Source organism: Janthinobacterium sp. SUN118 (assembly GCF_030397695.1).
Lineage (GTDB): Bacteria > Pseudomonadota > Gammaproteobacteria > Burkholderiales > Burkholderiaceae_D > Janthinobacterium.
Genome location: NZ_JAPUBV010000001.1, coordinates 2,382,011 through 2,395,844 on the forward strand (window position 1 = coordinate 2,382,011; position 13,834 = coordinate 2,395,844).

7 protein-coding genes are annotated in these 13,834 nt (G+C 57.6%); 4 read left to right on the forward strand and 3 right to left on the reverse strand.

Annotation, left to right across the window (positions count from 1 at the left end; genetic code table 11):
• The first annotated feature begins 61 nt into the window (after positions 1 to 61).
• From O0880_RS10690 to O0880_RS10705, 4 genes are all read left to right on the forward strand, one after another.
• A complete protein-coding gene (locus tag O0880_RS10690; RefSeq protein WP_289886402.1) occupies positions 62 to 3,871 on the forward strand; it encodes a polymorphic toxin-type HINT domain-containing protein in 3,810 nt (1,269 codons plus the stop codon).
• Positions 3,868 to 4,215 carry a hypothetical protein gene (locus O0880_RS10695; RefSeq protein ID WP_289886405.1) on the forward strand — a complete coding sequence of 116 codons (348 nt, stop codon included), beginning with the start codon at positions 3,868 to 3,870 and terminating at the stop codon, positions 4,213 to 4,215. Before O0880_RS10690 ends, O0880_RS10695 begins: the two co-directional genes overlap by 4 nt.
• Positions 4,216 to 4,651: 436 nt before the next feature.
• Positions 4,652 to 6,916: a type IV pilus secretin PilQ gene (locus tag O0880_RS10700; protein ID WP_289886406.1), complete on the forward strand. Its 2,265-nt coding sequence runs from the start codon at positions 4,652 to 4,654 to the stop codon at positions 6,914 to 6,916.
• A 204-nt stretch (positions 6,917 to 7,120) separates the two neighbouring features.
• Positions 7,121 to 7,474, forward strand: coding sequence for a hypothetical protein (locus tag O0880_RS10705; protein ID WP_198043909.1), 354 nt, complete (start codon positions 7,121 to 7,123; stop codon positions 7,472 to 7,474).
• A 139-nt stretch (positions 7,475 to 7,613) separates the two neighbouring features.
• Here the strand turns inward: O0880_RS10705 and O0880_RS10710 are convergent, their stop codons facing one another.
• The 3 genes from O0880_RS10710 to O0880_RS10720 are packed head-to-tail and all read right to left on the reverse strand — an operon-like array spanning position 7,614 to position 13,416.
• Positions 7,614 to 9,071 (reverse strand): TolC family protein, encoded by a 1,458-nt coding sequence (locus O0880_RS10710; protein ID WP_289886408.1) that lies wholly within the window; start codon positions 9,069 to 9,071, stop codon positions 7,614 to 7,616.
• Positions 9,068 to 12,253 (reverse strand): efflux RND transporter permease subunit, encoded by a 3,186-nt coding sequence (locus O0880_RS10715; protein ID WP_289887341.1) that lies wholly within the window; start codon positions 12,251 to 12,253, stop codon positions 9,068 to 9,070. Before O0880_RS10715 ends, O0880_RS10710 begins: the two co-directional genes overlap by 4 nt.
• A complete protein-coding gene (locus tag O0880_RS10720; RefSeq protein ID WP_289886410.1) occupies positions 12,253 to 13,416 on the reverse strand; it encodes an efflux RND transporter periplasmic adaptor subunit in 1,164 nt (387 codons plus the stop codon). The genes O0880_RS10715 and O0880_RS10720 overlap by 1 nt, the downstream gene beginning before the upstream one ends.
• Positions 13,417 to 13,834 lie beyond the last annotated feature (418 nt).

A 13,834-nucleotide genomic window follows, 5' to 3' on the forward strand; every position in this document is an offset into this window, starting at 1 on the left:
CATCAGGATGACGGGACAATTAGAATTGTTCAAAGCGAAAAAATAACGAAAGAGATTTTTCATGGGTTATGACTGCAACTGGCTATCTGCAAATGCTGTAATTTATGGCAATGCAGAGATGTTGATAAATGTAAATAAAAAAATAAAGCTGTCAAAGATGTATGCGCGCCTTCTTTTGATCTTATTGGGAGGGGGGGCGCTAATGCAGGCGGTAGCTGCGCCAGTGATGCCGCCCGCAGCCAGCATAAGTCGAACCGTAGCATATGCATATCACCAGGATACTGGATTTTTAAGTACTACAACGATAGAACCGGATAATCCGCAGTTACGATTGGATGCCGTCATTAAATATGATGCCTGGGGTAATCGGAACGTGACATCTATTTCATCGACTGCAACTGGTGATAGAGCAATTGCAATTCGGGAAAATCGTATTGCATTCGATGGGCGTGGTCAATTTATGTCTGTTGCTTCCAACGCCTTGTCGCAAGCTAGCAGTTTTACGTTTGATCCACTATTTGGATCGCAACGAACAATTACTGATGTAAACGGGCTCATAACAGAAATCAAGTATGACAGTTTTGGCCGAAAAATTCTGGCTATCGGTGCTGATGGCAATCGTATTAAATGGGATTATCAATTCTGTAGCGGAATAAACGGCGGTAATGGAACTTGCCCAACGGATGCTAAATATGTTGTTCAGGAGACGCCATTGGCAGCCGATGGGGTGACTATGATTGGCGCCTGGAACAAAACTTATTTTGATGAACTGGACCGTGCAATTGGAGAAGAGGTAGCGGGATTTGATGGTTCGATAATAACGGTCAGTAGAGAATATGACCAGAATGGACGCATATCAAGAGTAAGTCGTCCTTATTATAAGGGTAAGCCTATACACTGGAATGTCATTGCCTACGATGCCATCGGACGAGTCAGCACGATTGTAGGTGCAGATGGTGTAGGAACCACTTACACATACAATGGGATGAGTAGCACAGTTAAAAATGCATTAGGTCAGGTTAAGACGAGCATAAATAATATCCAAGGGAAAATTTCGAAGTCTATTGATAATAATGGTAGTGAATTAAGTTACTATCACAATGCTTCAGGCGATTTGTGGAAGACCGTCGATGCCAAAGGCAATGTGATTGCAATTGCTTACGACACCCTTGGCAGAAAAGTGCAGATGGATGACCCTGACTTGGGGACTGTGACTTATATCAATAATGTATTAGGAGAGGTTGTTTCTCAAACCAATGCAAAAGGGAAAGTGTCGAAATTTTCCTACGATAAATTAGGCAGATTGATTGCAAGAAGTCAGATTGATTTGATTTCTACTTGGCTCTATGATAGTTGCGAGAAGGGAGTTGGGAAACTATGCAAAGTTTCGGCAGATAATACATATTCTGAAACTTTTTCATATGATAAATTCGGTCGAGATAGTGTTAATGTCGTCAATATTGACGGGCCATTTACAACATCAGTAACGTATGATACCAATGGCAGATTGTCTAAAAAAACATTTCCTGCCGGCTTAAATTTGAGTTATACATATACTCAAACGGGATACCTAAAAGAAGTGCGTGATTATGATAGTAATGCCTTGTATTGGACGGCGCAGGAAATGGGTGCTGATGAAAGTATGCTTAAGCAGGCATACGGAAATGGAATTATTACAACAAAGGAATTTCATGACGGCAATGGCTTTATAAGGAAGATCTATGCTGGAACCGGGAATGGTGTGCAAAATATCGCCTACGATTTTGATGCGATTGGAAATCTGCGCTCGCGAATAGATTATGTACAAGGTTTGACGGAATCTTTCTTGTATGACAAGCTTAATCGTGTACAGACATCCACTGTGAATTCTGGTGCGGCTGGTTTGGTAACGCAGACCTACAGCTATGATGACATTGGAAATATTGAATCGCTCTCTGGTATCGGGAAATATAAATACGACACTTCTCCCAAGGTACTGCCGCATGCCGTGGGAACTATTCAGCTTGGCAATGGAGGAATCCGTCGGTTTGAATATGATGAAAACGGAAATTTATCGAAAGATTTCACGAAAAATGCAGCTGGAATCAATATTCCTAGCGCGGAACGTGCAATTTATTATACTTCCTTTGATATGCCTTCGAGAATTTCAATGGCGGGTAAAAACTTTGATTTTGTGTATGATTCAAGCCATACTAGAATTAAGGAAATTGGTCCGGATTCTACTACTTTCTATGTGCATCCCAATAATTTCGGCGATCTGAATTATGAGAAGGAAATCAGGCGCGATGGAAGTATGGAACATCGTCAATTTATTTCAATAGGTGGTGAGATAATTGCTGTTGTTAAACAAAAATCCGGCATCAAGTCTATTGAATATTTTCACCGGGATCAGCTTGGCTCTACCGTTGCAATCAGCAATGAGGCGGGTGTGGTGGTTGAAAGGCTTGCTTATGAACCATTTGGAAAACGTCAGTATGCTAACGGAGTCAAGGACACTACTGATTCAATCAAAGGCGTTAATTCCGACAGAGGGTTTACCAATCATCAGCATTTGGATGAAGTTGGCTTAATCCACATGAATGGCCGGGTATATGATCCCGTGATTGCACGCTTCTTGTCAGCAGATCCAACGGTTTCTGATCCGGAAAATATGCAATCATTTAACCGCTACGCTTATGCTTATGGAAATCCTTTAGCATTTGTTGATCCAAGTGGCTATACAAATGAAAAGACAATGCCTGAAATAATAATTGATTCCAATGGCCAATGGCGAAATAATTTTGATTGGCGTTATGATCCATTTAGTTATGATTATTTCAATGGCCGAAATTGGTCCTATCAGGGTGGGGCTGCTATGACGCCGAATGGCCAAGTAGTCAATATGCATGGAAAAAAAATAGAACCGGCAAACACCGGGGGGAAGAGCTTCTGGCAGTCAATTGGCGATGGGATTAAGGATGCATATAGTTTTGTATCTGGTTCGAGGGAGCAAGATGAATATAATTCTTGTTTCCCACATGGTTGTTCACCTCAGCAAATGAGGGAGATTGATCGTAGAGACGACTTGCGCACTAAGACCAATCGAGTTCTTGCTGTTTTGCCAGGAGTCGCCACAGAAGCACTTTCTGTGCGTGGCACGCAGGCGGTGGCATCATTGATTCCCTGTAGATGTTTTGTTGCCGGCACGTTAGTCCACACCAGTACCGGTCTAAAGAAAATTGAATTAATTAAAGTAGGTGATCTTGTGGCCGCGCGCGACGAAGATACCGGGATGACTTCCTGGAAGCCTGTGGTGAGTTTGATTCGAAACGGTGAAAAAAATGTCCTTCGTGTCCAATACGTTGATGTTGGAGGCAAAAGTGAAGTGCTTGGTGTGACTCCAGAACATCCATTTATGCTTGAGGGGAAACGTTGGGTTTCTGCTGGGGAGCTGAAGCCTGGCGACAAAATAATGAGCCTCGGTGGTGCCTTGCTGACCGTCAAACGTATCAGTAAATATTCAGTTCGACACCACACTTATAATTTTGAAGTTGCAGATTTCCATACGTATTTTGTTGGAAAAAAAGGTGCATGGGTTCATAATGCACCATGTAATTTACAACCCGGGTGGATTGCTAAAGATCTTTACTCCAAGCTTACAAGTATGGTCGATTCAGGAAAAATGTCGGTTTCTACATTGAATAAATTTGAAAATGCACTTAAGTCATTCGCATCTGGGCAAGGCGGGCAGGGGATCAAGCCTCTGGTGGGCAATGGTCCGTATGGGTATGAATTGAAGATCCTCGGGAAACAGGATGGTGGGTATCGGCTGTATGGAAATATGCAGTCGAACGGACAAGTTGTTTTTGATCAACTAAGAACGAGTCATTGAATATGATTATGGCTATAAATTCTGAATTGTTGGACCTTTACCCAGATGAGAAAATCAGGAGGGATTTTTTTGCGTACGCCCGTTCGGAATTTTCGGTATGCGGAAATAATATTAATTTCATTGTGGATGGCTTAGAGCAAAAAATTCCTATTGACTGTGAATTGACTGTCATTGCTAGAGTGGCACAGGTTAACTATTTTCCTGTCTATACTGAAACCAGAATTGTAGTCGCCGTAGGTGGCGTAGTTTCTGAAAAGTGTGGGGTGGTAACGCCTGGGTATTTTTTTGCCAAACTTTACTATAACGAACAGCTGTCGTTGTTTAGCGTTGACCTCGATTTTTGATCATGGAAGACTAGTACCGTAGGCTGGTTTTGGCGTAACTGGGACGTAACGCGTCATTTTTGTAGGATATTTTGGTACGATGCTTTACGCAACTGTTTCGGTAAACATGGTCCCCATGATTAGACATGGAATTTCTAATATTGGGGACCAAACGAATCTTTCGTTCGACAGGGAGTGCGATATGTTTGTACAGAATCGCGCTCCCGTCGAAAACGGGGGCGCGTATTTATGAAAGCGCTTTGTGAGTATGGCTGTGCGCGATATGATGTCTGTGATTTTTTTTGGGGTAAAGCCATTGTGATTTAATGAAAGTTGGCGGGTTATATGTTATTTTTTTTAAATAAGATTTTGAATCATCGAATAATTGTGTTGTTGAAACGATAAATTGTCAGTCTTTAATATGAAACTCCGTAAAGTTGTATCTGCCACTGTTACTTTGCTCCTGCTGTCAGCCTGCGCCGGCGAACGCGAACATCGTTCGGGCCTGAATTTGCTTGCCGAGGGCAAGACGGAGGATGGGCTGAGCAATCTGGAAAGCGCCGTGGCGCAGGCGCCTGATAATTCGCAGTATCGGCTGGACCTGCTGAGCCGCAGGGCGGAGCAGGTCGGGCGCTTGCTGGCCTCTGCCGAGGTCGAGCGCGGTGCCGGGCGCTTCGATGAGGCGCAGGCGCTGTATGAACGCGTGCTGAAGATCGAAAAGGCCAACAGTCGGGCGTCGCATGGCATCGAGTTGCTGGCGCGCGAGCGTTTGCATGGGCCGCTGATCGCGGAGGCGCGCGAGTCGTTCAAGCGGGGCGACCTGGATCGCGCGTTGGGGCTGTTGCGTCCCGTCTTGTCCGAGAGTCCTTCGGATGTCGAGGCGCAGGCGCTGAAACGCCAGATCGAGAGCAAGCAGACGCAGGATAGGACGGTCGAGCCGCTCTTGCAGATGGGGCAGCGCAAGCCGATCAACCTGGAGTTCCGCGATGCCAGCGTGCGCATGGTGTTTGAAGCGCTGGCGCGCACCAGCGGCGTCAATTTTATTCTGGACAAGGATGTCCGTCCCGATTTGCGCACCACCGTATTTTTGCGGCAGGCAACATTGGAAGACGCGATCGAGTTCATCCTGCAGACGAGTCGCCTGGAAAAGAAGGTCTTGAATAGCAGCACGATTTTGATTTATCCGAATACCACGGAAAAATTGAAGGATTACCAGGAATTGGTGGTCAAAGGTTTTTATCTGGCCAATGCCGATGCCAAGCAAACCCAGGCGATGCTGAAGGCTTTGCTGAAATCGAAAGATACGTTTATCGATGAAAAGCTCAACCTGCTGGTCATGCGCGATACCCCCGATGCGGTGCGCCTGGCGGAAAAGCTGATCGCCATGCATGACCTGTACGAGCCGGAAGTGATGCTGGAAGTCGAGGTGCTGGAAATCAAGCGTTCACGCTTGCTGGAAATGGGGATCCAATGGCCGAGCCAGCTGGTGCTGGCGCCGATCGGCAGCATCGGCGGCACCACGCTGAGCGACTTGAAGGGGCTGAACGCTGACCGCATCACGGCCAGCATCGGTCCCACCACGGTGAATCTGCGCCGCGCCGTCGGCGACGCGAATATCCTCGCCAATCCCCGTATCCGCGCGCGCAACCGGGAAAAAGCCAAGATCATGATCGGCGACAAGGTCCCTGTGTCGACCTCGACGACGACGGCGACGGGCGTCATTTCCGAGAGCGTGCAGTATCTCGACGTCGGCATCAAGCTCGATGTGGAACCGACGATTTACCTGGGCGATGAAGTTGCCATCAAGATCGGCCTGGAAGTGAGTTCCATCAGCAACGAGGTGCGCACGCCCGGCGGTTCGCTGGCTTACCAGATCGGCTCGCGTTCGGCGTCGACCGTCCTGCGCCTGAAGGATGGCGAGACGCAGGTGCTGGCCGGCCTGATCAATGACGAAGACCGCATGGCCGCCAACCGCGTACCGGGCGTCGGCGATATTCCTGTGCTGGGCCGCTTGTTTTCCAGCCAGAAGGATGACCGCAACAAGACGGAAATCGTGCTGTCCATCACGCCACGTCTGGTGCGCAACATCAACCGTCCTGACGCCGCCGCCAGCGAATTCTGGTCCGGCACCGAGTCGGCCTTGCGCACGCGTCCTTTGACGATGCAGGTCGCCAATGAAAAGCAGGGCCTGGACCCCGCTGCGCCGGGTGCGGGACAAGGCGTCATGGCGCGCGGCGCGTCTCCGATGGCTGGCCAGGAAGAGGGACCAGGAGCGCCACGCAAGGATATCGAGCCGGTGGCGGTCAGTTTGCAGTTGCAGGCGCCCGAGCAGGTGAAGGCGGGGCAGCAATTCAAGCTTGCCGTGCGCATCAAAAGCGATGGCGACTTGCGCAACCTGCCGCTGCAGATCGCCTATGACACGACGGCCTTCCAGGTAGTGGGCGTGGAAGAGGGCGGATTCTTCAAGCAAAATGGCGGACAAAGTACGCTGTCGAGCAATGTGGATGCGACGACGGGCCGCATCTTCGCCAGTGTGCTGCGTTCAGGTACGGCGGGCGCGCGCGGCGAGGATGTGGCGGCCGTCATTACCTTGAAGGCCTTGAAGGCCAATCCGAAGGCGGAAGTCAGAATCCTGTCGTCGACACCGATTACCGTCAATAACAGGACGATTGAGCCCGTGATGCCGGCGCCGCTGGCGATCAAAGTTGTCGACGGCAAGTAGTTCGACTGCGGGGTTGTGGGTAGCCGATGGTGCTTGAGCGGGACCTGCGCGGGAAGAGGCATGCTGCGCAGGGGCCGCGTATCGCCGGGTAATCATGGCGATCTGCGGCAGGTTCTTCCCGCGTTTTTTGATGCGATGAGTGTAAATCATTGCTGAGGGATGTGATACGGCGTTGTATATGATGAATGACTTACCAGGAATTGGATGCTGATGAAATATCGTTCGAAAATAGCCAAATTGGCCGTGTGTCTTTTTTTATCGGCATTGAGCGGCAGTGCTGCAGCCGGCTGGACGGTTGCCAAGATATCCTCGATTGTCGTCTATGAGGATGGCGATGTCGTCTATGTGTTTCCAGAGGGTGGAGTCAAGGATGCACCTGCGTGTCATGGTAGCAATGGCGATTATTTATCGTTTTCCTTGAAGCGTCGGTATGCCAGGGAATATTATGCTGGCATGCTTGCCGCATATACCGCTGGGAAAACTGTCAGGTTTCGCGGGCTTGACGCGTGCAAGGATCAATCGATGTCAGAGACACTGATGTACTTCGAGCTGATGTAAGTTTTGATGGGCATGCCTATGTAGATGCCATCATTGACATGCGAGGGTGACCAGTATCTCATCAAATGCCTACTCCGAGGAGTAGGCATTTTTCATTAGAGGTGGCCGCTATCACGGCGCCTGGCCCTGCGTCGGGGCGTCAAGGCATGGCCGCGGCCCCACCGCAATCGCTTGCCGCCGACGCACACACTTCCCAGCCGCCACCCAGTGCCTTGAAGATGCCGACGATGGCCAGCCGCTGCCCGGTGCGGGCGACGGCCAGTGCGCGCCGGCTGGCGAAGTCGGCGCGCTCGGCGTCGAGCACATCCAGGTAAACGCCTGCGCCTTGCGCGAAGCGCAAGCGGGCAAGGCGGGCCGCTTCGCGCTGTGCCACCGACTCTTGCAGGCGCAAGCCCAGCGTGTCGCCTGCGGCGGCATAGGCCTGGAAGGCGTCGTCCGTTTCCTGCAGCGCGCGCAGGATGACCTGGTCGTAGGCGAGCAGGGCTTCCCTGGCGCGTGCCTCGCTGGCGGCGATGCGGGCGCGCACGCGGCCCGTATCGAGAAAAGACCAGCGCAGCACGGGGCTGAGGAAGCCGGACAGGGCGCCCGCGCCGTCCATCGCGTCGAGACTGCCCGCCACCAAGCCGATCGAGCCTTGCACCTGCACTTCCGGATAGAGTCCGGCCGTTTCCACGCCGATGCGCGCCGTCGCCGCGGCAAGACCGCGTTCGGCCGCCGCGATGTCGCTGCGCCGCGCCAGCAGGGCGGCGGGATCACCCACGGCGAGCGGGCGCACCGCCAGCGTCGCAGCGGCGGGCGCGGCGGCCGGCAAGCTGAACATTTGTGGCGTTTCGCCCAGGAGGATGGCCAGCGCGTTGATGGCGGCCGCGCGGCGCCGCTCCAGTGCGGGCGCTTCCATCTCGACCTGGCGCAGCAGGGCCACGGCGCGCAGCCGGTCGACCTCGCTGGCGGAACCGGCGCCGACCTGTCGCTCGACCAGCGCCAGGCTGTCGCGCTGGCTGAGTCGCAGGTCGGCGACGACAGCCAGTTCGGCCTCGATGCCACGCAGCTCGAACCAGGAGGCGGCCACCGCGGCAGCCACGCTGGCCTGCACGCCGCGCAGCAGCGCTTCACGCGAACCGGCTTGCGCCTCGGCCGCTTCCACGGAGCGCCGCACGCGGCCAAACAGGTCGATTTCCCAGCTCGCATCGACGGCGCCGCGATAGCTGTCCGTGCGGCGCGGCTGGCCGGACGGCATTTCGGCGTCGCTGCGCCGGCGCTGCTCGACGCCGAGCGCGGCGCCGCCGCGCGGCAGGAAGCCCTGGCCGCTTTCGCGCAGCATGGCCCGGGATTCGTCGAGCCGCGCGGCGGCGATGCCGATGTCGTGGTTGGCCGCCAGCGCGCGTCCGACCAGCGTGCTCAGCGCCGCATCGTCGAAGGTGCGCCACCATCCGGCCTCGACGGTTCCGACGCCGAGGCCGGCAACCGGCTGGCCGAAGCTGGCGGGCAGCCGCGACGCGGGCAGGGTTGGCGCGGCATAGTCGGGCCCGGCCGCGCATCCGGCCAGCAGGGCGAGGGCGCCCAGTGGCAATACAACTGTTTGATAGAGATTTCTCATGACGTGCTTTCCTCCATGTGCGGCTGGGGTGCGGGCTGGCGCCGCTCGAAGCGGGCCGCCAGGCCGCGCATCGCCACATAAAACACCGGCGTCAGGAACAAGCCGAACAGGGTCACGCCGAGCATGCCCGCGAACACCGCGATGCCCATGGCCTGGCGCATTTCGGCGCCGGCGCCGCTGGCCAGCACCAGCGGCACGACGCCGGCGATGAAGGCGAGCGAAGTCATGACGATGGGCCGCAGGCGCAGCCGGCACGCCTCGATGACGGCTTCCAGCGCGCTGGCGCCCTGCGTTTCCAGGCTGCGCGCGAATTCGACGATCAGGATCGCGTTCTTCGCGGCCAGGCCGACCAGCACGATGAGGCCGATCTGCACGAAGACGTTGTTGTCGCCACCCGTCAGCCAGACGCCGGCGATGGCGCTCAGCAGACACATCGGCACGATCAGCAGCACGGCCAGCGGCAGCAGCCAGCTGTTGTATTGCGCCGCGAGGATGAGGTAGGCGAGCAGCACACACAGCGGGAAGATGAACAGCGCCGCATCGCCGGCCAGTTTTTGCTGGTAGGTGAGATCCGTCCACTCGAAGCTCATGCCTTCAGGCAAGACTTCCTTCGCCAGCCGTTCCATCACGGCCACGGCCTGTCCCGAGCTGACGCCCGGCATCGCGCCGCCCGACAGGTCGGCCGACGGATAGCCGTTGTAGTGCATCACGCGGTCCGGGCCGGAAGCGGGCGTGACGGTGACGAACGAGGACAGGGGCAGCATGGCGCCTGCCGCGTTGCGCACCTGCAGGCGGCCGATGGCGTCGGCCTGCATGCGGTGCTGCGCGTCGGCCTGGGCCGTCACCTTGTAGGTGCGGCCGAAGCGGTTGAAGTCGTTGACGTACAGCGAGCCGAGATACACTTGCAGCGACTCGAACACGTCGGCCAGGTGCACGCCCTGGCTCTTGGCCTGGGTGCGGTCGATGGCGACGTCGAGCTGCGGGGCATTGATGTCCAGGCTCGTGAGCAGGCCGGCCACCTGGCCCGATTCGCCCGCTTTCGTCATCAGGACCCGGGTGTGCCGCGCCAGGGCGTCGAGCCCGGCGCCGCCGCGGTCCTCGACCTGCATCTTGAAGCCGCCCGTGGCGCCCAGCCCGGGTACCGGTGGCGGCGGGAATACGCCCAGGTAGCCGTCGGGAATGCTGGCAAACTTCGCCTGCAGCCGGGCGGCGATGGCCGTCGCGCCAAGCTCCTGCGTGGTGCGGTCCTTGAACGGGTCGAGCATGACGAACATGACGGCCGCGTTCGGCACATTGACGAAGCCGTTGATGGACAGGCCGGGGAAGGCGACGACGCTTTCCACGCCCGGCTCGGCCAGCGCGATCTTCGACATTTGCCTGACGACGGCGTCGGTGCGGTCCAGCGATGCCGAGTTCGGCAACTGGGCGATGCCGACCAGATAGTATTTATCCTGCATGGGCACGAAGCCGGGCGGCACGGCCTTGAAACCGAAGAAGGTCAGCGCGAGCAGGCCGCCGTACACGAGCAGCGCCACGCCGCTCACGCCCACGACCTTGCGCACCGTGTTGCCATATGCGCCAGGCGCGCGCTGGAACGGCTTGCCCAGCACGTGCAGCAGCCGGTCGGCGCGTCCGCGCAGGCTGCGTGGATCGCGAGGAGGACGGGCGCGGCCTGCTTTGCGCGGGCGCAACAGCAGGCCGGCCAGCGCCGGGCTGAGCGTGAGCGAATTGACGGCCGAGAGGATGGTCGAGATGGCGATGGTCAGCGCGAATTGGCGGTAGAACTCGCCTTGTAGGCCGCTGAGGAAGGCGGTCGGGATGAAGACGGCGGCCAGCACCGAGGTGATCGCGATGATGGGCCCCGTGACCTCGTCCATGGCGCGCCTGGCCGCCTGCGCGGGTTCCTCGCCGTTTTCGATGTGGCGCTCGACATTCTCGACGACGACGATGGCGTCGTCGACGACGATGCCGATCGATAGCACCAGGCCGAACAGGGACAGGGTGTTGAGCGAAAAGCCCATCAGGTGCATGACGGCGAAGGTGCCGACCAGCGATACGGGCACGGCCATGAGGGGTATCAGCGAGGCGCGCCAGTTGCGCAGGAACAGCACCACCACGAGGACGACGAGCAGGGTGGCCTCGAGCAGGGTGGTGGCCACCGATTCGAGCGAGGCGCGCACAAACACGGTCGGGTCATAGGCGATGCGCGAGCTGAGGCCGGCCGGGAATTTCGCTTCCAGGCGCTGCATGGTGGCGCGCACGGCTTGCGCCACGTCAAGCGCATTGGCCCCCGGACTCTGTATGATTTGCAGGGCGACGGCCGGTTCGCCGTCAAGCAGGCTGCGCAGTGCATAGGCGTCCGCCCCCATCTCGATGCGGGCCACGTCGCGCAGGCGCGTCACCTGGCCATCGCTACCCGTGCGGATGATGATGTCGCCGAACTGTTCCTCGTCCGTCAATCGCCCCAGCGTATTGACCGTCACCTGGAAGGCGGCCGTCGAATCGGGCGCCTGGCCGACGGACCCTGCCGCCACCTGCACGTTCTGCTCGCGCACGGCGGCAATCACGTCGCCTGCCGTCAGGCCGCGCGCGGCGACCAGGTCCGGGTCCAGCCACAGCCGCATGCTGTATTCGCCGGCGCCCCACACGAGCACGTCGCTGATGCCGGGGATGCGCGACAGCTCGTCGCGCACCTGCAGGTAGGCGTAATTCGAGATGTACAGCGGGTCATAGCGCTTGTCCGGCGACAGCAGGTGCACCACCATCAGGATGTCCGGCGAGGTCTTTTGCGTGACGACGCCCTGGCGCTGCACTTCTTCAGGCAGGCGCGGCAGGGCGCGCGCCACCCGGTTCTGCACCTGGACTTGCGCCATGTCGGCGTTCGTTCCCTGCGCGAAAGTGACGCTGAGTATCATCCTGCCATCGGTCGCCGATTGCGACGACATATACAGCATGCCTTCGACGCCGGTGATCGCCTGTTCGAGCGGCGCGGCCACCGTTTCGGCGATGACCTTGGGATTGGCGCCCGGATAGGACGCCGTCACCTGCACGGTGGGTGGCGTGACGGCCGGATATTCGCTGAGCGGCATCTGGAAGAAGGCGACGATGCCGGCCAGTACCATCAGCACCGACAGGACGATGGCAAAGATGGGGCGGTCGATGAAGAAACGCGGGAAGGACATCATGCACCTCCCGAGGCGTGCGGCGCCGCGATGGGCGTGCCGTCGATGGCGGCCGGCTGCGGCGTCACCTGCATGCCCGGGCGCACGAGGCCCTTGACGACGATGCGCTCGCCCGCCTGCAAGCCTTGCTCGATCACGCGCAGGCCGTCGACCACGGGGCCCAGCTCGACCGGCCGGAATTCCGTCCTGTTGTCCTTGCCGACGACGAGCACGTAGCGGCGCCCCTGGTCCGTGCCGATCGACAGTTCTGAAATGAGCACCCGCGCTTGCGGCGCGCCCGTCTCCAGCTTGACCCTGGCAAACAGGCCGGGTGTCAATTTCCCATCGGCATTGTCGACGACGGCGCGGATGCGCACCGTGCCCGTGCCGCGCTCGGCGCTGTTGGCGAGGAAATCGACGCGGCCCGAGCGCGCATACGTCTTGTCGGTGGCCAGGGCCAGCAGCACCGTGGTCGCCTGCCTGCCTTGCAAGCTGGGCTTGTCGCGCTCCGCCGCGAGCGAGCGCAGGTAGGTGCGCTCGTCGACGTCGAAATACACGTGCAGGGGATGGGTCGAGACGATCGTCGTCAGCGGCGTCACGCCGCTGGCCACGTAATTGCCTTCGGTGACGAGGGTTTGGCCGACCCTGCCGCTGATGGGCGCCGTCACGCGGGTAAAACCCAGCTCCAGCCGCGCGGCATCGAGCGCCGCCTGCGCGGCATCGACCTGGGCCTTGCCCGCCTGCAGCGCGGCCGTTGCCGCATCGAGGCGGTCGCGCGCGACGATCTTTTGCGCGAACAGCTGTTCGGCGCGCGCATGTTCGACCTGGGCCAGCAGCGACGCCGCTTGCGCCGCGCGCAGGCGCGCCGTGGCCGCATCGAACGCGGCCTGGAAGACGCGCGGGTCGATACGGAAGAGTTCGCTTCCTTTCTCGACGTAGCGTCCTTCGGGCACGCTCACCTGCCGGATATAGCCGGCCACCTGCGGGCGCAGCTCCACGCGTTTGACGGCCGTCAGTGCGCCGGTGAATTCGGCAAACGGCGTCACGGGACGCACGATGACCTCGGCCACGGGAACGCCGGGCGGTGTTGCTGCGGCCGGCGGGGGCGCCGCCTGCCGGCAGGCGGAGAGGGTGAGGGCGGCGCCGAGCGCCGCCGTAATCACGCTGATGCGTTTGACTGTCATTTTTTGCCTTTCGCGACGGTTGTCGACCTGGTTTTGTCGAGCTAAAAACAGCTCCCATGGCCTTTATCCGACTTGCCACGCCGGGAAAGTCAAGTCTTATTGCCCGTGCCCGCGATTTTTCCGGGCGCTGCCGGCCGAGGCGAGACCGTGATGCCGATGCCGGGCGAGGCGGTACAGTGGAGGGAAGGGGAAGGGGAAGGGGGATGGGCGGCAGGCACTGGTGAAAAACAATGCCTTTTTGATATAATTCTGTCTCGTCATCCGGTGCTCCGTTTTGCGATGCAAAACCAAACGGCGCCGGAGTTTACACAAATAGCGGCAGGACAGTCTAAAATAGATGGTTAGGCTAAGGCAGGCCCCAGGGCCGATACACGAGCCGTCCAGGGCAGGGTCAACCACCATGTGTTTGGAACGAAGT